18 protein-coding genes are annotated in these 22,212 nt (G+C 50.5%); 7 read left to right on the top strand and 11 right to left on the bottom strand.

Features of this window, described 5'->3' with window-relative positions:
- Positions 1–109 precede the first annotated feature (109 nt).
- Positions 110–487, top strand: coding sequence for a PH domain-containing protein (locus Q0V82_RS09300; RefSeq protein ID WP_297575010.1), 378 nt, complete (start codon positions 110–112; stop codon positions 485–487).
- Positions 488–594: 107 nt separating this feature from the next.
- Complete coding sequence (locus tag Q0V82_RS09295; RefSeq protein WP_297575008.1) at positions 595–1,062, top strand: GNAT family N-acetyltransferase; 468 nt, start codon at positions 595–597, stop codon at positions 1,060–1,062.
- Positions 1,063–1,322: 260 nt separating this feature from the next.
- Here the strand turns inward: Q0V82_RS09295 and Q0V82_RS09290 are convergent, their stop codons facing one another.
- The 11 genes from Q0V82_RS09290 to Q0V82_RS09240 form a co-directional block, all read right to left on the bottom strand.
- Positions 1,323–2,636 carry a sensor domain-containing diguanylate cyclase gene (locus Q0V82_RS09290; RefSeq protein ID WP_297575006.1) on the bottom strand — a complete coding sequence of 438 codons (1,314 nt, stop codon included), beginning with the start codon at positions 2,634–2,636 and terminating at the stop codon, positions 1,323–1,325.
- Positions 2,617–3,429: an alpha/beta fold hydrolase gene (locus Q0V82_RS09285; RefSeq protein ID WP_297575003.1), complete on the bottom strand. Its 813-nt coding sequence runs from the start codon at positions 3,427–3,429 to the stop codon at positions 2,617–2,619. The genes Q0V82_RS09290 and Q0V82_RS09285 overlap by 20 nt, the downstream gene beginning before the upstream one ends.
- Before the next feature lie 305 nt (positions 3,430–3,734).
- Positions 3,735–5,096: an exodeoxyribonuclease VII large subunit gene (xseA, locus tag Q0V82_RS09280; RefSeq protein WP_297575001.1), complete on the bottom strand. Its 1,362-nt coding sequence runs from the start codon at positions 5,094–5,096 to the stop codon at positions 3,735–3,737.
- Positions 5,097–5,543: 447 nt separating this feature from the next.
- The gene (locus Q0V82_RS09275) at positions 5,544–6,407 is read right to left on the bottom strand and encodes an iron-siderophore ABC transporter substrate-binding protein (RefSeq protein ID WP_297574999.1); all 864 of its coding nucleotides are present in this window, start codon (positions 6,405–6,407) and stop codon (positions 5,544–5,546) included.
- Positions 6,404–8,356 carry a Fe(3+)-hydroxamate ABC transporter permease FhuB gene (fhuB, locus tag Q0V82_RS09270; protein ID WP_297574997.1) on the bottom strand — a complete coding sequence of 651 codons (1,953 nt, stop codon included), beginning with the start codon at positions 8,354–8,356 and terminating at the stop codon, positions 6,404–6,406. The genes Q0V82_RS09275 and fhuB overlap by 4 nt, the downstream gene beginning before the upstream one ends.
- Positions 8,353–9,117 (bottom strand): ABC transporter ATP-binding protein, encoded by a 765-nt coding sequence (locus tag Q0V82_RS09265; protein ID WP_297574994.1) that lies wholly within the window; start codon positions 9,115–9,117, stop codon positions 8,353–8,355. Before Q0V82_RS09265 ends, fhuB begins: the two co-directional genes overlap by 4 nt.
- Before the next feature lie 60 nt (positions 9,118–9,177).
- Complete coding sequence (locus Q0V82_RS09260; RefSeq protein ID WP_297574992.1) at positions 9,178–9,891, bottom strand: siderophore ferric iron reductase; 714 nt, start codon at positions 9,889–9,891, stop codon at positions 9,178–9,180.
- A 5-nt stretch (positions 9,892–9,896) separates the two neighbouring features.
- Positions 9,897–11,717 (bottom strand): IucA/IucC family siderophore biosynthesis protein, encoded by a 1,821-nt coding sequence (locus Q0V82_RS09255; protein WP_297574989.1) that lies wholly within the window; start codon positions 11,715–11,717, stop codon positions 9,897–9,899.
- Positions 11,714–12,316 (bottom strand): GNAT family N-acetyltransferase, encoded by a 603-nt coding sequence (locus tag Q0V82_RS09250; protein WP_297574987.1) that lies wholly within the window; start codon positions 12,314–12,316, stop codon positions 11,714–11,716. Before Q0V82_RS09250 ends, Q0V82_RS09255 begins: the two co-directional genes overlap by 4 nt.
- Positions 12,303–13,475: an MFS transporter gene (locus Q0V82_RS09245; RefSeq protein WP_297574984.1), complete on the bottom strand. Its 1,173-nt coding sequence runs from the start codon at positions 13,473–13,475 to the stop codon at positions 12,303–12,305. The genes Q0V82_RS09250 and Q0V82_RS09245 overlap by 14 nt, the downstream gene beginning before the upstream one ends.
- Positions 13,466–14,776 (bottom strand): lysine N(6)-hydroxylase/L-ornithine N(5)-oxygenase family protein, encoded by a 1,311-nt coding sequence (locus tag Q0V82_RS09240; protein WP_297574981.1) that lies wholly within the window; start codon positions 14,774–14,776, stop codon positions 13,466–13,468. Before Q0V82_RS09240 ends, Q0V82_RS09245 begins: the two co-directional genes overlap by 10 nt.
- 150 nt (positions 14,777–14,926) lie before the next feature.
- Here Q0V82_RS09240 and Q0V82_RS09235 point away from each other — a divergent pair, with 150 nt between their 5' ends.
- The 5 genes from Q0V82_RS09235 (at position 14,927) to Q0V82_RS09215 (ending at position 22,064) form a co-directional block, all read left to right on the top strand.
- Entirely contained in the window at positions 14,927–17,059 is a 2,133-nt protein-coding gene (locus tag Q0V82_RS09235) for a TonB-dependent siderophore receptor (RefSeq protein WP_297574978.1), read from the top strand.
- Positions 17,060–17,373: 314 nt separating this feature from the next.
- Positions 17,374–18,507, top strand: coding sequence for an imelysin family protein (locus Q0V82_RS09230; RefSeq protein WP_297574976.1), 1,134 nt, complete (start codon positions 17,374–17,376; stop codon positions 18,505–18,507).
- Positions 18,508–18,578: 71 nt separating this feature from the next.
- Positions 18,579–19,970, top strand: a complete 1,392-nt coding sequence (locus tag Q0V82_RS09225; RefSeq protein ID WP_297574974.1) for a di-heme oxidoredictase family protein — start codon at positions 18,579–18,581, stop codon at positions 19,968–19,970.
- Positions 19,971–20,025: 55 nt separating this feature from the next.
- Positions 20,026–20,991, top strand: a complete 966-nt coding sequence (locus tag Q0V82_RS09220) for an imelysin family protein (protein ID WP_297574972.1) — start codon at positions 20,026–20,028, stop codon at positions 20,989–20,991.
- Complete coding sequence (locus tag Q0V82_RS09215) at positions 20,991–22,064, top strand: DUF1513 domain-containing protein (RefSeq protein WP_297574969.1); 1,074 nt, start codon at positions 20,991–20,993, stop codon at positions 22,062–22,064. The genes Q0V82_RS09220 and Q0V82_RS09215 overlap by 1 nt, the downstream gene beginning before the upstream one ends.
- The last annotated feature ends 148 nt before the right edge of the window (positions 22,065–22,212 follow it).

Below are 22,212 nucleotides of genomic sequence, written 5' to 3'. Positions count from 1 at the left end.
TCGCATTTTACGCGTCGCTTGTAGCCGCCCTTCGCTTTGCGTTAGACCTCAGTAACTGCCTTAATCTTGGCTGGTTCGAGAATACAATTTTTCTACAAAAGGGACTTTCATGGGATTGCTTGACGGCCTTATGGGCAATGTGTCAAAGATTGACGCTGCAAAAATTCAAACCGAGTTCAGCCAGATCTTGGCGCCCGGTGAAGTTGTTGAACACGCGTATCAATTGATTCGCGACTACTTTGTCTTTACAAACAAGCGTTTTGTGCTGGTAGACAAGCAGGGACTTACGGGCAGCAAAGTCGAGTACCACTCGATTCCGTACCGAAGCATCACGCACTTCAGCATCGAAACAGCGGGAACATTTGATCTCGATGCAGAGTTGAAAATTTGGATTGCCGGTACACCTGCACCGATTCAAAAACAATTCAACAAGAAGCTGAGCATCTATGAGGTTCAGGCGGTTCTTGCGAGCTATGTTCTCAAGTAGATTTTGGCGCGTGAGGGCTAACCCATCATTCCATCGGACCAGCGCAAAAAGCCGCGCAGGCCGATGAATTCAAACGTTAGCCGAAAGCAGTGGCATCAAAGGGATCTATGAGAGTCAGAGAAGCGGAAGTAACGGATTTAGAAGAATTGTTGGTGCTGAATGAGCAAATAGGTGTTTTTCATTTTGAAAATGCCCCAGAAGCATTTGCAAAGCCTTCCGCCGCTGACAAAGCGTTTTTACAGAATGCGCTGAGTGATAAATCAAGACTGTTTTTGGTGGCCGAAATAGAAAATAAAGTTGTCGGGTTTCTAACGGCAATAATCACTAAGAACGAAACAATACCATTTCTAGTTCGCTGTCCGGTATGTCGTGTAGGGACGATAGTCGTTGACGAAAAATGTCGTGCTTCCGGCATTGGCACAAAACTGATGTCAGCCTGTAGCAAGTGGGCTGCCTCGCAAGGCGCGGAGCAAATTAGACTAGAAGTTATGGCCTTTAACCAATCAGCACACAAGTTCTATGAGCAGCTAGGTTTTAAAGATCACTCGCACATTATGTGCAAGCTTATCGTCTAACCTGTGCTTCAAGTCGTTGAAAATCAAAGGGGTCAGACTCGATTGATTCCACGGAAAATTAGAAATCAATCGAGTCTGACCCCATTGATTTCCATTTACGTACGTGTGCGTCCATACCATTGCTTTAGATAGAAGGGTAGCCGTTATTGCTTTTGTGGGTTTGTTTCAAGCGTGATGTGGTCACAAATCGGCCAAGTGCGTGCTTGCAATGTTTTAACGCGGCAGAAGCCTTTGCCCGCTTTCAAAGGTCAATCGATTTTTTACTCGGCAAAGCGATACACATTTTTCCCTGCCGCCTTGGCTGCGTACATCGCCTCGTCAGCTCTTTTGAGTAAGGCTTCTGGGGAAGATGTGCGGTCCTTGAATACGGCAATGCCGATGGATACACCAATATGAGCTTCTGCATTATCAAATTGCATTGGCTCATTCATGATAGAAATCACCCGCGCACCAATCTGCGCCATAGCTTCACTGTTCTCTGGGTTATCCAGAAGGAGGACAAACTCATCGCCACCAAGTCGCGCTACCGTATCTGTGTTGCGGAGCAAGCTCGATAGCCGCGTTGCGACTGTTTTCAAAACCTCGTCGCCGATTGAGTGGCCCAAGGTGTCATTGACCTTCTTGAATCCATCCAAATCCAGAAACATCAGCGCGATCTGACGCGAATCACGTTGCGACTTGGCGATTATTTGGCCAAGTCTTTCCATGAGAAGCGTGCGATTTGGCAGTCCCGTCAGTCCATCATGTAATGCCATTTGATGAATCAGTTGCTCTCTGTCCCATCTTTCCGTGATGTCTGAACAAAGAACAACATATTGCAAAACTACATCATTTTGGTCGCAAATCGCAGATATGGATAACTGTCCTAGAAAAATAGAGCCGTCTTTTCGCTGACTCCAAACTTCGCCATTCCAAATTTTATTTTTTTGTAAGATTTCAAACGTCGCGAGAAAAAAATCCGCATCGTGTCGATCAGATTTGAGAATACGTGCGTTCTGTCCAATGACTTCCTCTTGCGAGTAGCCGGTGAGCTTCGCAAAAGCGGGGTTGACGGAAATGATAGTGGCATCCGAATCGGTCACCATAATGCCTTCGCTTGTGGCTTCGAACACGCCTCGTATGAAAGCTTCACTTTTCGTCAGCGCCGTAGAAATATTCTCCGTTCTCTGTCTTGATTCCAGCAGCGCCTGTTCGAACCGACTTCGCTCTATTGTTACAAATAGAACCCAAGTGAACCGATCAATACCTTCTTGGCTCGTTTTCTGGCAATTCACAAAAACCGGCAAGCTGTTGCCGCCAGAGTCAAGTAGCTGTAAGCGGATTTCCCTTACTTGTCCATCTCGAAAAATCATCGGCCAGACATGCGTGTGCAAGAAGATCCTGCTGGCCATCGGAAACATAAGTTCCATCGATTTTGTTAACCAGCGTTCCTTGTCACTCCCAATAAGTAGGAGCAGATCCTGATTCAACGATTGAACAACGCCAGCACTATCGGTAACTAATATAGGGCAGGGGATTTGGTCAAATGAAGGAATTGGCGCGTCAGCGCTTTTGCTAGGTGCCGACAAAATCACGCATAGCCTCGATAAAGAGCAGAGGCTCAGCCATGTGCGCACAATGGCCTTGAACTTCTAAGATTTTTAAGGTGCTTCCTGCTATTTCGGCGTGAATGTACTCCCCAACACTGAGGGGGGCCAGCGTGTCTGTGCGGTGCTGCAAAATCAGGCAAGGCACTTTGACTTTGGAGAGGTCCGCTCTGTTGTCAGAGAAAAAAGTCGTCCTAGCAAAAACTTTGGCTACAGTCGGGTCAGTTGAGCAAAAACTATCTGATAGTTCTGCCGTAACCACACTGTCCTGCCCCTTCGCTGAAACGACGGGGGCCAAATAATTCGCCCAGCCGATGTAGTTCTGTTCCATCAAGGCCAGCAAACCCTCAAGGTCTTCTTTTTCAAAGCCACCCATGTATTCCGGTGCATGGTTGATAAAGCAGGGGTTAGGCCCAAGCAATACCAACTTGTTAAATAGCTCTGGCCGGGCGATAGACGCCAATACGCCAATACTGCAACTCACTGAATGCCCAACGAACGTTACTCCGCTTTTCAAATCTAAAGCGTCGCAAATGTCTAATACGTCTTGGGCGTAGCCACTGAGATTGCCATATTTGACTGCATCAAAAGCAGCAAGATCGGATTTCCCGCTGCCAACATAATCGAATACAACTTGTTTGTGTGTTGACTGGAACGCGGGAGTTACACGACCCCACATATTTTGATTACAACCAAATCCATGGGCGTAAAGAAGAACTGGACCATCACCATCAATAATTTTGACGTTATTTCGTGCAAGGATTTTTTCATTTGGAAGCATTTGACACTCCAACTTTAAGGATTTGATACACCGCGTGAGATTAACCTTAAAGTGTCAGAGGAGCTAGTCTGCTTGAACAATACCGGTGCTATTGTTGGTTTTGTTGTTGTCGCCAATGAGTCGGGTGCCGTCTCTCGTGCCCAGTGGATCTATTGCTAAGAATCTGCGCCAGAGTGTATCGCCCGCTATGCCCTGTCGCGAGCCAAATGCTGCTGTTGGTCTTGCTTTTGCGCTCGGTGCGCTTGAGCGAGGTTTTAAGCCTCGTATCGACGGCACGGCAGCAACGCCAAACCAAAACATCCCCGTTAAATTGGCAACTCTTTTTGCTCAACCACGCCTTGGTTGACGTTGACGCTGATTTTTTCGTCGGCAAATTGCACATTGAGCGTGTCACCGGCGCGTACTTCGCTGGCTTGGCGAATGAGGGTGCCATCGGTTCGGCTCACTAGCGCGTAGCCGCGCGCTAACACTGTTTGTGGATTCCACGGTTGGAGTTTGAGTGTGGCTTGCTCGATTTGCTGGCGCTGCGCTTGGATTTGGCCGTGCATGGCGCGCTGCAATGCTGCGCGCAATTGCGCTAGGCGCAGTTGTTGGCGTTGTACGTTGGGCAATTGATGCTTCAGGCGCAGCGCCAAGCGGCTGAGGGCTGCTTGCCGCTCAATCAGTTGGCTATGAAAGCGATGCGTAAATCGGCTGCGCAGTAATTGCAGCTGCGCTTGCTGGCGGGCGAGTTTTTGCCCCGGGTGCTGTAAGCGGCGACCAAGCTGATCGACTTGCAGCATTTTATTGTGTAGCTCGCGCTCAAACGCTCGAACCAAGCGTTGCTGCTGATGGTGTAATAAATTGAGGAGTTCTTGCCGATTGCGGCTCACCAGTTCAGCCGCAGCAGTTGGGGTAGGGGCGCGTAAATCGGCAGCAAAATCGCTAATGGTAAAGTCGGTTTCATGGCCAACGCCGCTCACTACCGGCATATTGCACGCCGCAATGGCGCGCGCGACAACTTCCTCATTAAACGACCATAAGTCTTCTAAGCTGCCGCCGCCGCGACACACAATCAGTACGTCCACTTCGTCGCGCTGGCTGGCGGTGCGAATGGCATTGGCAATTTGCGGCGCGGCATCGAGCCCTTGCACTGGCGTTGGATATAAAATCACCGGCGTATTGGGGGTGCGGCGCGCCAAGGTACTCAGTACATCGCGTAGCGCCGCTGCCGCTGGCGAGGTAACAATGCCGATGGCCTTGGGGTATTGCGGTAGTGGGCGTTTATTATCTTGATCGAATAAGCCTTCGCTAGCGAGCTGCTTTTTAAGGGCTTCAAAGCGCTCAAACAATGCGCCCAAACCTGCCGGGCGCATCGCTTCGATGGTGAGCTGAAAATCACCGCGCGCTTCGTACAAAGTCACAATCGCCCGCGCTTCAACTTGCAAACCTTCGCGCGGCTGAAAATCGAGCAAACCCGCCCGATTACGAAACATCACGCAGCGCACCTGCGCGCCCGCATCTTTAAGGCTGAAATAGCAATGCCCTGAATCGTAACGCTTAAAATTAGAAATCTCGCCAACCACCCAAAGTTGCGGCAGTCCTGTCTCTAAAAGGGTACGTACTTTTCTATTCAGCTGCGTGACAGAAAATACAGCACTTTGTGCTATTGACAAATCAGTTTTCACGCGAATCCAGCCTTAATTAATCCACAAAATCGCCAATCTAAGCCACTTGGCATAATATTTTAAAGTTGTAGTTCATTTGTTGGTTTTAAGTTGTTGATTTGTTAGTGGTTATTGTTTTTGCCTAAAATCTAGGCAAACTAAACAAATCAAACCAAAACCACGCTTTTGGCCCCGTTTTTAGCACTTCCCCACAAAATTGTCCACAGAAACTGAGGATTAAAAATGGACTACATTATTGTAAATAAAGGCTTAGTTTTTTTCGAACTTTGGTAGTGCTTGGTGTGGCCCTCTGTATTTTTACAACACCGCAAAGGCGTCCGATTGTGTCTGGCAGGCCGGCTCAGATGCACCCTTAACATCGTGCTGCGGGTCAAGTAGTGTATAGATCAGGCTTTCACTTTGCGGTGCAATATTGTCAGTTGCGTGTTGATTTTGCGTTCGCCTTGCCTAAGGCTGATGACTTAACAAGGCCACTGTGATCACTTCTGCCAAACGCGTGGTTGAATAAACTCCACCTTGTGTCCACACCGGTGGCAGCGCCAGTACTGCATTTTGTTTGACCACGGGTAGTGCCTGCCAAACGGGGCTACGAAACAATTCAGCTTGCCGAGCAAATGGCGCGATATGCAGCAATAAACCCTGCTTGATTTGCGCCAGATCGGGCGTTTTTCTTAGCCGTGTTCCCCATGCGGTGCGAGCTTGTGGACAAGCATTTTGTAAACCCAAGGCGTGCATCGCCGCTTCAGGCATTGAATTTTCGCCATACGCCCAAAAACTGGTGGGCGATGCAAACCGCACCACACACACAGGCGGTGGATTTGCGCCATAACGCGCAGTAATGAGCCTGCGCAGGTCGTCTATTTTGGCTTGCTGTTGTTGCATAAACGCCGTGTGTTGCTCGGTGCGCTCAAGTTGTATTGCCAATTGCCTTTGCAATTGCTCCGCGGCGACGGCGTTATTGTGCTCTGCTTTGAATGAATCGAGTAATATCGTCGGCGCAATTTTTTGTAGATTGCCTTGCATGGCCGCCAGTGCCGGATTGATGATGATGAGATCGGGCTTAAGCGCGTAGATTCGCTCTAGATTTGGCTCTAAGCGACCGCCTGCGTCGAGCACCTGAGCAGGCAGTGTTGGTGCAATCACCCATTGTTGATAATCATTGCGATCGGCAATTGCCAGCGGGGTAACACCCAGTGCTAATACGTATTCGGTGGCTTCCCAGCTGAGCGTAATAATGCGCTTTGGCGCCGCAAAGAGTGGTGTGCTCAGAAGTAAGCAGCAGCATAACAGTAAAGATTTTAAGTGTTTCATGCGTGTTGGCTCCGTGAGCGCGCCAGCAATGCCAGCAACAATAAACAGCCACAAGCGAGGGAACCCAAAGCGCCGACGGGGATTTGCGCAGGGAAAAACACCGTGCGGCTGGCTAAATCGGCCAAACCTAACATCACCGCGCCCAAGAGGCTGGCTAAGCACAGTTGTGAATGAATCCGCCTAGCGCCTAATTTGATGGCCAGTTGTGGTAATACCAAACCAATAAACGCCATGGGGCCAAATTGGCTGCTAATCACCAAACTGATCCCCCCCGCGAGCAATAACAATAACCACCGTGTGCGCTGCACATTCAGGCCGTTGCTTCTGGCGTGGCTTTCGCCCAGTAGCAATAAAGTTAAAACGCGGCTTGCCGGTAGGGTGAATAGGCCAAGTAAAATGACTAAGCCACTGAGCAGCAGCGCTTGATTGGCGCTGGTGTGGTAGCTCGATCCAGCCAACCAATTGAGTAATTGAAAACTATCGTTATTGCCTTGTGCCATCACAAATTGCAATACGGCCTCTAATAGAGAAGACAGACCAATACCCAATAAAATCAGTCGCGCAGGTGTTTGCCGTGGCGCTAACCAACACAGCAGCAATAAAATCAACGCGGCACCACCCGCAGAAAACCACCATTGTGAGGCGCTAGCGCCTAAAGCCAAACCGGCCAACATCCCCAAACTGGCGCCCGAAGAAATACCAAGTAAATCGGGGCTGGCCAGTGGATTGTTAAAGAGGCGCTGCAAAATCAGCCCCGCAATCGCCAAACCCACACCCGCAGCACAAGCCGCAAGTAGCCGTGGCCAACGTAATGACCACAGTTGCGCCTCGGGCCAAGACCAAACCCATTGCCCCATGCCATCGCGGCCGATGATCGCGCACAGTACTAACACCACGACTCCCACGGCCAAGCACAATAAGAGCGGCAATTTTCGGCGTGACCGGGCCGGTGGCGACACCAGTTCACCCCCTTCAGCTAAGGGCTGTCTTAAGCAAAGGTAAATCAATAAGGGCGCGCCCAATAAACCAGCCGCAGCGCTGCTGGGCAAAATATCGGGTAAAACTTGTGATGCATACATCGCGAGGGTATCGGCCAGAAGCAAAGTCATCATGCCCAGTAGCGCGGAATACTTCATTTGTTCAGCAGGGCTTCTGGCGCCTAAAAGTCTGGCTAGGGCGGGGGCCAATAAGCTGATAAAGCCAATTAAGCCTACGGCGCTAATGGCCAAACCATTCAGCCAGAGCGCCAGCAAACTGGTGATGATTGCCAATCGAAGCACATTTAATCCCGCAGCCGCCGCCGCATGTGAGCCCAATTGCAGCAATTGCAAGGGTCGGCACAGCCACGGCAGAATCAAAAGTGCAGGCAATAGTCGGATGCAGACCCAGCTTAACCAATGACTATCGTTTTGCGCCAAATCGCCAGCGCCCCATACCAATAAAGAGCGGCTGTATTGATCGTTCAGCATCACGGCGATGCCGGCAATACTGCCGAGCAATAGATTTAGCGCCGTGCCTGCCAATAATGCGCTCAAGCTATGCAGCTGCCGCCAACCGGCTAAAGTGCCAAGTAAACCCAGCGCCACTAAACTGCCAATCATGGCTAACCATTCGATTGGAATCGGCATTTGCGGCAGCAAAATACCGCCCAACACAATGGCGCACCATGCGCCTGCAGAGATGCCCAATGTCATCGGTGAGGCTAAAGGGTTTTGTGTCAGTTGCTGTAGCAAACTGCCGGATAATGCCATGGCCGCACCGAGCAAAATCGCTAGCAGTGTGCGAGGTAAATCGGCGTTGAGAAAAATAATCTGCTCTATGTGGGTCGGCTGGGGCTGCCAATACGCCTGCCATTGCTCGGTGACTGACAGCGGCGTGGCCAATTGCAAGTGCGTCAAAGCCAGCAGCACAATGATTAAACTGAGTTGCATTAAACTTGGGCGCTTCATGCCACCACCGCCACAGGGTGTTTGCCTTCACGCGGCAAGATGTCGAGCGCGATGCCGTATAAATCGTCTAACTTGGGGTGGTTTAATAGCTCACTCGGCGTGCCATCAAACCAAATTCGGCCGTGGCGTAAGGCCAAAATGCGATCGGCGTAGCGCAATGCCAGATTTAAATCATGTAGCACCGCGATCACCGTACAGGTGTGTTGTTCGGTTTGTTGGCGTAATAAAGTCATTAATTGATATTGATGCGCCAAATCGAGCGCTGAGCTGGGCTCATCGAGTAACAGCATATTGGCGTTTTGCGCGAGTAACATCGCCAACCATGCGCGCTGGCGCTCACCACCAGAGATTTCATCCAAAGCATGCTCAGCTAAATGACTCACATCCGCCGCTTGCATCGCTTGCTGGATTCGCTGTTGGTCATCGGCCTGCCACGGTTGCCAAAATCCACGCCAAGCAAAGCGTCCTAACTCGACCAATTCACGCACTTGAAGTAGCGCTGGTTGTGGGATTTGCTGCGGCATATACGCCACTTGTTTGGCCAAGGCTCGTGGCGCAAGGCGGCTGATTTCTGTTTGGTTGAGTAATACTTGGCCTTGATCGGGTTTGAATTGGCCAGCCAGCATTTTAAGAAGCGTGGATTTGCCCGAGCCATTGTGCCCCAATACGACGGTGAGGCCATTGGCAGGCAAATCGAGTTGCTCAATATGCAGTACTTCGTGACCATTACGGTGCAGGGTAATGTTTTTAAGTTGATACATATGTGTTCTTTAAAGGTATAGGTCGGTGAGTTAGATGGGTATTGGTTTGCCTGAAGATACCTAGGGGCTCAGTAGCTCCTGACGGATTTTTTCGATCCGGATTGGCATCGGCCAACGTGGGCAGGTGCTGCAGGCTTCTTGCTGGGGTAGCCGAAAATGCTGGCAGCAACCTTGGCGTTTCAGCGCGGGTACGCAGCGATCATCGGGCAGGGAGATGGGCATCAAATTGCCATGGCGCAGCCATTGCAACGCTGTGAGCCATTGCTCGCTCGCTTTTGTTAGCGCGGGATGGTCGGCCTCGTGCTCTGGAAAAACCAACATCAAGGCTGATAGCACACAGTCGACGGTGAGGCATGCTGCTTGGTGTGCTGAATAAGGCGTTAAGGCATTTAAATGGGCGTATTGCTGCTGATGGTAGCGCAGCAAAGACTGTGCGGCGGCGTGGATGATGTCGCTCGGCATACCTTGGGCGAGCGGCTGGGTACTGAGCGTAAATCCATTGGTGATACCGGCTTGTTCTGCTTGCCATAAACCATCGAGATTGATCGCCGTGTGGGCTTGATGTACGGCAAACACCGCTAAATAAGCGGGTTGCCAAATTAGCATGCCCCAGCTGCGGGCACGCCAATAGGCTGGCCCAGCAAGCGGTTGCGCTTGTTGCCAATGCGTTAACAGCTGCTGTGCCAATTGAGTTTGCTCGCCACGTGCGTTGCCAAACTGCCCCCGCAAGGCGGGGAACGAGTTGGCAATTTGTTCTAATGCCGATTGCACCATAAGGTTTATTGCGACTCGCTGGTGCTGGCTGGGTCACGCCATTGGGCTAAAGGATTGATTAATCGCCCCGCCATTTGCAGCCCACTTGCTGGGTCCTCTAAGTTCAGCATGTGGGTGTTATTGGCCATTTGCAGACGATTTAGGCAAGAATGCGCAAAGTCGTCGGCAAATAAATCGTAGCGGGCAAATTGCGCTTGCAATTGCGGCTGGCTGGCTTGATAGCGGTGAGTGCAACGCGCGACCGCATGCCAAAATTGCTCAGCACTGTATTGGCATTGATCGGCTAAAATAGCGGCCAAATGGCGTAAATAACCATCAAATACATCAATAAATAGGCATAGTGTTTTCATCTCATCAGGGATGTGGGTCGAAACGCGCTGCATCAATTCGGGTAGCTCAACCGCTGGATTTAAAATACCCACTTCTTCGGCAATATCTTTCATCAAAACACGTGCTACTTGATGCGATTTGAGTACCAAAATCAGGTTTTCACCATGTGGCATATAGATTAAATCGTGCTGATAAAAGCAATGCAGCAGCGGCGCGAAATACGCTTCCAGATAATCATTGATCCAGCGATCGACACTCACGCCCGAGGCTTGAATCAGCTCAGCCACCAGTGCGCGGCCGTGGTTATCAAGATGAACTAGCGCGGTCATCGTCATGAGTTTTTCACCCTCACGCAAATGCGTGAGCGGACATTCACGCCAAAGGGCAGCGAGCATTTTTTTGTAGGCATTGTTTTCAGTCATCGCCGCTTCGTAATACGGGTTGCGATAACCAATCGCTGCCACTTCGCGCAAGATATGAAAACCTTTGCTTTGCAAATAAGCATCGCCTTCAACCAGCGCATACACCCAATCGTTAATCGCTGGCGTGGCCAACATATAGTAGGGCGATAGGCCACGCATAAAGCCCATATTTAGGACTGAAAGCGCGGTTTTGACGTAGCGTTTATGCGGTGCGCTCAGGTTAAAAAAGGCGCGAATCGATTGCTGCGCCAGATAGAGGTCTTCCCCTTGGCCTAAAAAGACGATTTGGCGTTGGGCGATTTCAGCGGCAAACGCCATGCTGAGTTTGTTTTGCCATTGCCACGGATGGGCCGGCATTAACCAATAATCGTTGGCATCAAGGCCAAGCGCCGATAGCTGTTGGTTAAATTCGATGAGTTGCGCGGCGCCCAGTTCTTCTTCGATCAACTGGTTGTAATTGAGTGTTTCAGACAATGACAAAGTGGCTCGCTCTTTATGAACCGCCAGCCACACAATTTGGAACGGATGCGCGGCCTCTGGCGCATAACGCAGATAATCATTGGCATCAAATCCCAAGCGGCCATTGTTGGCCACAAAGCACGGATGGCCTTCGCTCATCGCGGTTTCAATCACTTGAAAATCGGCGTCAATCAGCTCTAGCGCCGTGGGCGCATTGCGATCGTGTTTGTAGGCGCTGCCATAGAGTGTGCTGCTGATTTCATCGAGATAAACCGGTAAAACATTGGGTTTGAGTTTGAGCGTTTCGCGTAGCTCAATCATAAACAGCAGCGCATCGAGTGGCAGAGTTTGGCTCGCCGATTGCTTCACAATCGAGTCCAGCGGAATATGCCAATGGTTCAGCGATAAAATCGTGGCTTTAAAGGTGTACGTGATTTGCGCATCGTCGCTATGAATTTGGTATTGGCCCGCGCCGATGGCGCTGGGTGTAATCAGCCCTTCATGAGCAAATTCGCTTAAGGCTTTACGCACTAATAAACGATTAACCTTCTGCCAAACTACAGGGTTAAGGTGAAGGCAGTCAGCCAGTTGCGAATCGGGAATACGGCGAGTCATACGGTAGTCTCCTGGGCGGGGCGGGGCAAAAAACGGTGGCGTTCGCACACAGCAAACCAAGCGGTTTTGCTGGGTAAGGCGATGGTCTGTAAATACTGAAAACCAGCATCACGATTGAGGGGGTGAATCTTTTGATTGTTCACGTCGGGCTCAACCACCACGCGCTGGGTGGCGGGATGGCTAAATAAAAACGTCAAAATGGTATTCATCACCGCGTGGGTGAACCCATGAATCGCAGGGCCTTGGGCAGGAGCAACTAAAAAATGCATGCCGATGTCACCCTGAGCGACGCTGTAGTATTGGCCCAAGACATCGTGGGCTGGGTTGTAACTTTCGAGTAAAAATGCCGGTTTTCCGGCAAAGTAGGCCAGATAAGGCCAGCAATGGGGCGACTCGATTTGCTGGCCATAGCACTCAGCGACGTCTTGCTGTGTGGCGTTTTGCATGCCCCAAAACTGCGCCCGTGGCGCGGTTACCCACTGATGGATCAATTCAAAATCATTGCGACGCAAAGGCTGTAACTGAAAATCACCGATGCCCGGCACCGTATGGCTAAACACCGCAGGCAGCGGATTTTCGACAAAATCACGATAAGACATCGGCAGTTCTCCTATTAACAAGCTCAGCGCTAGATTGAATCAATGGATAAACCAATAAAGTCAGCAATAAGCCCGCAGCAGCCAGCCAAAATGGCGCGCTTAAACCATGTAGGGCCACTAAATAACCTGCGCTGTAATACGACAGCAGTACGCCGATATTCTGGAAGATATTGATCTTGCTATAGTCGTGGGCATACGCCTCGGGGCGGCTTTTCTCAAAAATCAGCGCATCGAGTCGCACCGTGAGTTGGAATGAAGCCCAACCAAATAACACCCGACCAAATAACACCCAGTAAGATTGCTCAGTGCCTTGTAGCATCAAGCCTGAAATGCCTAAAACCAGACAAAATCCGGCCTTGCTGGCAAAGTTGCTGTCTTGCATTTGGTGGTTAAACCACAGCGCCAATAAGCCAACACCTGCTGGAATGGCATACACCCATGCAGCAAGCTCAACGCCGTGTGCGGGCTCGATGGCTTGCCAGTATTGAACGAAGAACGGCACGATTTGATATTCGCTGAAGTAAAACAGCAGCATCAAAATCCCCAGTGGATAAATCCCCGGCGAGGTTTTAATTGCAACTTGCGGCGTGTCGTTGGGTAGTGTTGCTACTTCAAGGCCAGCGTAAATCACGTAGCCACACACGACGATTTGTACCAAATCACCCACGGCCATCAGTAAAAACATACTGGCGAGTGGCCAATGCGCGAGAGCAAAACCACCGAGCACTGCGCCGCCGATATGCCCAAAATGCACCACGATGGACAAAATACCGATGGTACTGCCGTGATTGGCCTCATCTTCTGACGCCATCAGGTAGGGATAAATCAATAAATAGCTGGCTTTGAAAACAATCATCGCCAAAGACAAAATCCAAAACACCACCAAGTTATTGGTAAAGCTACACGCAATACATAGCAGCCCTGCTGCGAGTTGCGTCCAAAGTAATAGTCGTAAAGTGCCGCCTTTTTTAACCCAATGCGCCCAAAAAGGCAGCGCCAGCATTGCAGTAAGGCAAATCGCCGCGGTATAGAGACCAATATGTTCTGGATTGGTGACGCCAAAACGCTCAGCGAAATACTGCGGGTAAAACGGCAGTAGCATTGAATCGGCAATTACGGCGATGGCCGTCATGGCGATCAGCCAAAATTTTAAGCCCATATCAAATCCTGACTCTGAGTGGCAAAGCTGCCAAAGGTTTGAAACGCCACTTTTTGCTCAGTGGAGTAAGGGGCGTAGCCCAAAACTTCTTGCAAAATCACGCCGTTGCGATGGCAGGCCATCGTCAGATCGGGCGCAGCCAAGCCGTGGGTGTGAAGTTCAGCGTTTTGCACAAAAATCTCTTTGCCATGCGGATCAATGCTGTAGTTGCGGCGTACGGCAAATTGCCCATGCTGATCGCGCACAATGCGCTGATGTATGCCTTGCAAAAAAGCGGGCTCTTGGTAGGCATAACCACTGGCGATAATCACGCCGTCGTATTGGCATTGGCTGGATTGATTGGTTTCTTGGTGGTGTAGTTTGAGGGCGTAGTGCCCGTCGGCTTGGGGTTTGATGGCGGTGAGTTCGGTATTGCATACCAGCTGGCTTGGGGGTTTGCCGCTAAGGCTTTGGCGGTATAACTCATCAAAAATGGCATTAATTAAGCAGCGATTTATGCCTTTGTATAAGCCTTTTTGTGAATCGAGCAATGGGGTGCGAACTGATTGCGGTAGTGCGTGGAAATAATTGATGTAATCGGGCGAGGTCATTTCCAACGTGAGTTTGGTGTATTCCAAAGGAAAAAATCGCGCTGAGCGGGTAATCCAATCCACTTGGTAACCGTGTTGTTGGGCGTCTTGCAGTAAATCAAAATAAATCTCGGCGGCGCTTTGGCCACTGCCAATAATGGCGAGGCGTTTTTTCTTGCGCAGGGCGTCTTTTTGGTAAACATACTGCCCACTATGCACCACCGGAACCCCTTCGCAGCACGCCGGTAGCTGCGGTTTGGTGCCGGTGCCCAATACTAATTTTTTGGTTAGGTATTGGCTGCTAGCGCCTGTTTGGGTTGAGATGCAGTTCAATACATAGCAGGCGCGTCGCTCGTCCCAATGAGCGTATTCAACAAATTGCTGAAAGCGAATGTTGCTTAGTTGCGCCGCAACCCATTGGCAATATTGGTTGTACTCCTGCCGCAATAAGAAAAAGTCTTCTTTGATGTAAAAGGCATACAAGCGACCGCTTTTTTTCGCAAAGTTTAAAAAACTATACGGGCTGGTTGGATCGGCGAAGGTTACTAAGTCGGCGATAAACGAGGTTTGCATCGTCGCGTGGTTGAGTAACAAGCCCGGGTGCCAGTTAAAACCATCGGCCATATCCAGAAACACCGCGTCTAAATCGGCAATCGGCTCGCTGAGCGCAGCAAGGCTTAAGTTGAATGGACCAATTCCAACGCCGATTAAATCGTAAATCCGCTCTTGCATACGCATCTCCAAGGGGGTAGTGCGACTGGATGTCGGCACTCGTCTCTAATTAGTTGCATGACACATTAACTTAAATGACAATGATAATCAATATCATTATCATTGGTTTTCCTGGGGAGGATAACCCCGATGATTCACATTGAGGAAGCTATGAAACAAGCAAGTTGGAAAGTGCGTTCGGTGGTGCAAACCTTGTGCGCAGCAGGGGTGTTGGTCTTGGCGGGGCCACTATTGGCCAGTGATGCCGCCTTGTTGGCTGAGGTAAAGGTTGAAGGCAATGAACTAAACCAAACTCAGTCGCCGAGCGATTGGACGACATGGGATAGCCGCGCTGCGACCAAAACCACCACGCCTTTAAATGAGTTGGCGCAATCGGTGAGTGTGGTGACTCAGGCGCAGATTGAAGCGCAACGACCAAAAACCGTGGTGCAAGCGCTGGATTATTCGCCAGGGGCGTTTACTGGATTATTTGGTAATGCGATGCGATACGACTATGTCGCATTACGTGGCTTTGCCGATACCAGCATGGCCAATACGATTTTGGACGGCATGCGTTTGATGTCGGATGCGGGGAGTTTTAGTGCGTTTCAGGTGGATCCGTATTTTATTGAGCGGATTGACTTAGTGCGTGGCCCGATGTCGGTGTTGTATGGCAATGCCGCGCCCGGTGGCATGGTGGCTTTAATGAGTAAACAGCCACAAATGGCGAGCCACAATGAAATTCGCGTTGATTTAGGGACTAATCAAGAGCGCAGTTTGGCGTTTGATTTGGCCGGCGGTCTAAGCGAAACACTCAGCTATCGGCTCACGGGGATTGGGCATACGGCAGACAGTATGCAAGATTTCGCCACTGAAAAACGCCTAGCGATCATGCCGCAATTATTGTGGAAACCAAACGAAGATACCGCTTTGCTATTGCAAGCGTATTTGCAAAATGATCCCGAAGGCGGTTACCACAGCGGCATACCGTACGAAGGCTCAGTGGCGGCGCGCGATGGCAAAAAAGTCAGCCGTACCTTTTTTGATGGCGAGCCCAACGACGATAGCTTTGAAAGAAAGCAGCAGATGTTGGCCTACCAATTTGCCTATCGCTTTAGCCCCGCGTGGGAATTAAGACAAAATTTCCGCTACACCCATCCGGATATTAATTTGTCGCAAGTGTATCAATCGGGTTGGAGTGGCAGTGATACCTTGTCGCGTGGGTATTCATTCTCAGAAGAAGAGCTTAGAGGCGTAGCCGTCGATACCCGTGTTAAAGGTTCGTTTGCGACCGGCGCGGTGATTCATGATTTAGTGACGGGGATTGATTATCAAACTCGGCACAATGAAGGCTATTGGGGTTGGGGCTCGGTGGGGGATATTAACGCCTTTGATCCTATCTACGGCCAAAGCGCTGTAAGCGATAAAGATAAATCAAATTGGGTGCGCGAGTTTTCTCAATTGGGCTACTACTTGCAAGATCAGTTGAGCCTAGATGCGTGGCGTTTGACTGCGGGGATTCGTTATGACCAAGCCAAAACGACCTCGCTAGATACCGATACCAAAAAGCAAACCGAGTGGGATGGGGGTAAATCAAGTAGCCGTTTTGGTTTGCTGTATTTGTTTGATAACGGGATTGCGCCTTATGTGAGTTATGCCGAGTCGTTTGATCCAAGTAGTAATGTGGACCAAGCCGGCCAAGTATTGGTGCCTACGCGTGGTAAACAATGGGAAGCAGGGCTGAAGTATCAACCTAATCCAAGCACGCTCTTTACTGCTGCGGTCTACGATCTTAAGCAAAGCAATTTAGCGCGGATGGTGCCAGGGGCGGATTATTTTGAGCCAGTTGGTACAGTGACGTCGAAAGGGCTAGAGCTGGAATCACGCTTTGCCATTAGCCCGAATCTGCATTTCTTGGGGGCTTATACCTTCAATAAAATGTCGATCAGCAATGGCGATCCGCTACAAGAAGGTAAACGCCCACGTCAATCGCCTGAGCAGTTGGCTTCAGCATGGCTCAATTACACCCCAGTCCATGGGGCGCGTTTAGGTGGTGGGGTGCGTTATGTAGGTAAGAGCTACGCCGATATCGCCAATCAACTTGAAGTACCAGCGGTGACATTGTTTGATCTGTCGCTCAGTGTGGATATGGGCATTTGGTGGAGCCAGATGAAGGGTGCTTCGCTGCAAGTTACAGGCAAAAATCTATTTGATAAAGACTATGTCGCTTCATGCTACGACGAAAACTATTGCTACTTTGGCAATGCACGCAGTGTGGTTACGTCGTTTAAATACGTTTGGTAAGCGCAGTCCCACCACTGTGATTTAGCTGTGCTGGGGTATTGATCGCTTTCGCAGTATCGATGGTACTTCAAGAGATATACCCAAGGCCGCTGACGTTTTCGCTTGCGGCCTTGTTTTATCTTTACGAGTGGATTCAGCTTGGTTGATTGGCTTTGATGTTGAGTTGTCATTTAAGCTGACAAAAGCCTTTATTGATAACGATTATCAACTAGGGTATATTCGCTCGAAATAGTAATGATTCTTAATAAATATCTAAGCCGATAAAACACCACGCTTTATGCTGGTGCTGAATGCCATTAATAAAGGGAAGTGAAATGAAAAAAATCGCGATTTCTTGTCTGTTGAGTGTGTGTTCGGTGTGGGTGTCTGCCGCTGAACTCACTCAAGACGAGGTAGTGAAGCAATACGCTACGATTGTTTCGGCGGGCTATCAAGATAGTTTGGCCAGCGCCAAAAATATGCAAAGCAAAATTGATGCTTTTATCGCGCAGCCGAGCGCCCAAACGCAACAAGCAGCGCAAGTTGCATGGTTAGAGGCGCGTGAATGGTATGGACAAACTGAGGCATTTCGTTTTTATGGCGGCCCGATTGATTCTGATACTGGCCCCGAAGGCTTTGTGAATGCTTGGCCGCTCGATGAGGCGTATATCGATGGCGTAAAAGGCAAAAGCAAAGCTGGCATTATTAATAGCAAAACCCCCATTACTGAAGCCAAATTGCGTAGCTTGAATGAGCGTGGCGGCGAAGAAAATGTCGCCACCGGCTGGCACGCGATTGAGTTTTTATTGTGGGGCCAAGATTTGAGTAAAGACGGTGCGGGGCAACGTTCATTTACCGATTACACCACCGCCGCCAATGCGCCGCGCCGCGCTCAATATTTAAAACTCGTTACCCAGATGCTGGTCGATGATCTGGCGAGTGTAGAAAAACAATGGCAAGCAGGGCAAAAAAACTACCGCGCGCAATTTGAAAAAGGCGGTCAAGACAGTATCAAAAAAATGATTACTGGCTTAGGCACTTTAAGCCGTGGTGAATTGGCGGGCGAGCGCATCGAAGTGGCGCTGGATACCCAAAACCAAGAAGACGAGCATTCTTGCTTTGCCGACAATACCCATCGCGATATTGTGGCCAATGCCACTGGGATTCAAAATGTTTGGGAAGGGCGCTATGTGCGCCGCTCAGGTGACGTGGTGTCTGGCGCGAGTTTGCGTGCTTTAGTCGCACAAAAAAACTCGTCCGCAGCAGAAGCGGTGAGCCAAGACATGGCGAGCAGCGTTAAAGCGGCCGAGGCGATTCAAGCGCCATTTGATCGTGAAATCATCGGTAAAAAAGATTCGGCTGGCCGTAAACGTGTGCAAGCGGTGGTTGAGTCTTTAAAAGCGCAGACCAAAAGCTTAGTCAACGCAGCTAAAGAGTTGGGCATTAAGCGTTTAAATACCAGCGTTTAATCGCTTTAATGGTGAAGCCCAAAACCTCAGCTGATTTCAGCTGAGGGTTTCTCATTCACAGAGAAGCAAAAATGAAAATCAAATTCAGCTTGATGGCCTGTGTCTTGGCCGGATCAGTGCTCGCAGTGGAAGGGGTGGCCTTATTGGCGGCGTATGATCCATTGGAAGAATTGCCCGGTGGCGACGTGGGTACGATTGATGATCATGGCCGGAATGCTTTTTCGCTGCCATTTCCCGGTTTAGACGACGCGCAAAAAACTGATTTTGTCGTTGGTAATTCGTTTTTTAAAAAACCATGGGTCGAAGCTCCGGCATCGACCACGGCACGTGATGGGCTAGGGCCCCATTTTGTGGCTAATTCATGTGGCGCTTGCCATGCGCTTGATGGCCGTGGCGCGCCACCGGATTTTAAAAATGAAATTCAGCAAGAGCAGCCGATGGCTTTATTGCTGCGTTTGTCGATCCCAGGGCAAAAGCCCGATCCGGTGTATGGCGGCCAGCTCAATAACCGCGCGGTACAGGGCGTTAAGCCTGAAGGCCACGTTAAGATTAAATACACCTCGCTTCATGGTCAGTTTGCGGATGGTAGTCGCTATAGTTTGCAGCAGCCTCACTACCGTATTGATCAATTGGGCTACGGCCCACTGCATAAAGACATCATGCTCTCGCCCCGTATTGCCCCGCAGATGATTGGGCTAGGGCTGTTGGAGGCAATACCTGAGGCCGATATTTTAAAAAATGCTGAGCGCCAACGGCAAGCAGGGCAAGGGATTGCGGGCCAGCCGAATTATGTTTTAAACGAGATGACGGGTAAAACCGAGTTAGGCCGTTTTGGTTGGAAAGCCAATGTAGCCACTGTCGCGCAACAAACGGCGGGGGCGTTTTTGGGTGATATCGGCATTACCTCTAGCGTTAACCCGCATGAAGAATGTATGCCAAAGCAAAAAGATTGCTTGCGCGCGCCGAGTGGTGGCAAGCCAGAAATCGCCGATAAAAAATTGGCGCAGGTGACGTTTTATTCGCAAACCTTGGCGGTGCCAACCCGCCGCGACGCTCAAAGTAGCGATGTATTGCGCGGTAAACAAATTTTTAGCGATGCCAATTGTGTGAGCTGCCATTCACCCAGTTATCGAACCGGTGAGTTTGCCGCGATTCCTCAGCTGGCCAACCAAACGATTTATCCCTACACCGATTTGCTACTGCACGATATGGGGCCGGGTTTGGCCGATGGTCGTCCCGATGGCAAAGCCAATGGCCAACAATGGAAAACACCACCGTTGTGGGGCTTGGGCTTAGTTAAAACCGTAAACGGTCATACGCGTTATTTACACGATGGCCGTGCACGAAATTTGCTCGAGGCGGTGCTCTGGCATGGTGGCGAGGCAGAGCCGAGTCGGCAAGCGGTGCTGAAACTTAGTGCGGCTGACCGTGAGCATTTGCTGAAGTTTTTAAATTCACTGTAAGCGCCGTTGTGGCTTTATGGGATTAAACCGTTGTTGAATTCAGAGGGGCTTTTATATGCGGTGGATGGGTTTGTTACTCGTGGCAGGTTGCGCGCAAGCCGCGCCGAGTGTGCCGGATGTGGCGTGGTCACACGCGTGGTTTGATCAGGCGTATTGGCCACGGCATATTGCTTTAACGCAGTCGGCCGATGCGTTGGCGCAGTCCACGGCACAATTGTGTGCCGCACCCAATGCCAAGCAGCTTGAAGTGGTAAAGCAAGATTGGTTAAGCACCAGCCAAGCTTGGCGCGCAATGGACGGTGCGCCAGCGGGGCCAATGGTGCTTGAGCGATTGGGGCGAAAAATCGATTTTCGGCCTACCCGTGTGGCTGATTTAGAAGCGGCCATCGTGAGTGGCGATAGCCGCAATGCCGCCACGCGTGGACTGCCGGCGATGGAGTATTTATTGTGGGGTAATGCGCAACCGCAATTGCAGTTGGCGCAGCTTCAGCAGCCTGAGCGCTGCGTGTATTTGCAAAAAATGGCGCAACAAGTGGCCGAGCAGAGCCATGTGCTCGATCAACCGTTGCTGATTTATCGCACTGAATTGGGCGCAGAAAATCCGTTTTTCCGTGAGAATGTGCTGTCAGAACATATTAATTTGTTGATCTCGAGCATGGGCAGTTTACACAAGCGGATGCCGACCGCCGCGCAAGTCAATCTTGAGCAATTTGCCGAGTGGCGCAGTGGCAGCAGCCATGCGCAATTTATGGCGCAATTGGGTGGAATGAATTTGGCACTGCAAGCGGTGGCGCAACGATTGGATCACGAGGGTGCAAGTGGCTTGGCGCAGCAAGTGCGCTTAGATCAAGCCAAAGTGCAAAACACCTGCCAAAGTGTGCCGAGCAATCTGGCGCAAAGCGCCGCCAAAACACGGATGGCGTGTAGTAAAGCGTTGGAGGCATTAAAGTCGCGCTTACAAAATCAAGTAGGTGAGCAATTGGATTTAAGTTTGGGCTTTACCGAAGGGGATGGCGATTGATGCTGGCGCGGCGGCAGTTTTTATTGCAACTCACTGCCTTGGCTTTGCCTTTGCCATTATGGGCGGCCAATCCACACTCGGCGAGCAGTACGCCGCTATTGCTAAGTGCCAGTTGGGATGATGCCCGCAGTAAAGTACCAGGGCAATTGCACTCTTTGGGTGATGCTGCCGCGCCCGCGGTGAGTTTGCCCGGTCGCGGGCATGGCATTGTGCCGTTGCCAAACGGCCAAGCTATAGTGGTGAGTCGGCGCTTAGGGGCGTGGTTGGCCAAAATTGATTGGCGGCAAGGTTTGGTTTTGCAAGTGATCGAGGCTGAGTTTGATCGGCAGTTCTTTGGTCACGCCATATTGACCCCCGATGGCAAAACGCTGATTACCACCGAAAACGATGGTGAAACAGGGCAAGGTGTATTGGGCTTATATTCGGTGGAAACGCTGCAACGCCTTGGTGAAATACCTAGCCATGGTATTGGCCCACATGAGTTGATTTGGCTTGAGCAGGGCAAGATACTAGCAGTAGCCAATGGCGGCGTGTTAACGTTGCCAGAAACAGGACGACGTAAATTAAATCTGGCTGTAATGCAGCCCAATTTGGCAGTGCTCGATTGGCCGAGTGGGCGATTAAACAATACCTATCACTTGCCAGATCAAACCTTAAGTATTCGCCATTTGGCGCGCGCCGCCGATGGCCGTCTAGGGATTGCCTTACAGGCTGAATCTACGAGTGCCGCCGCGCAGCGTGATGCGCCTTTATTGGCCATCTTCAGCCAAGGGAAATTACAGCTGGCTGAGCCGGTCGATGGACTGCAAGGTTATGGCGCCAGTATTGCAGCGGTAGGCAATACTTTTTTGGTGAGCGCACTAAAAGCCAATACCATCGCCAGCTGGCATAGTGGCGGAGCAGCACTCGCCCCGCTGGCAATGGCCAGACCTGCAGGCATCGCCAGTGATGGGCAACAAGCTTGGATTAGCAGCGAGACGGGCATGTTGGCGCATTATTCCGCCAATACACATACGTTAACGCCGCTGCCATCTCATCGCCTGCGTTGGGATAATCATTTGGTGTTGGCTTAAAACGGGTTTGAACACCGTACAAAATTTTGAGCCCGAAGGTAAAAAACCCAACATCGCGCTGTAATGCCGTTCACTTAAGCCAAGTGAACGGCATTTTTATCTCCGTTACTTCGTAATCACACGTACCATCTCGGCTTTTTATGCCTAT

This window comes from uncultured Deefgea sp., assembly GCF_947072475.1.
In the GTDB taxonomy this organism is placed as follows: Bacteria; Pseudomonadota; Gammaproteobacteria; order Burkholderiales; family Chitinibacteraceae; genus Deefgea.
This window is presented reverse-complemented; position numbering and strand designations above follow the sequence as displayed.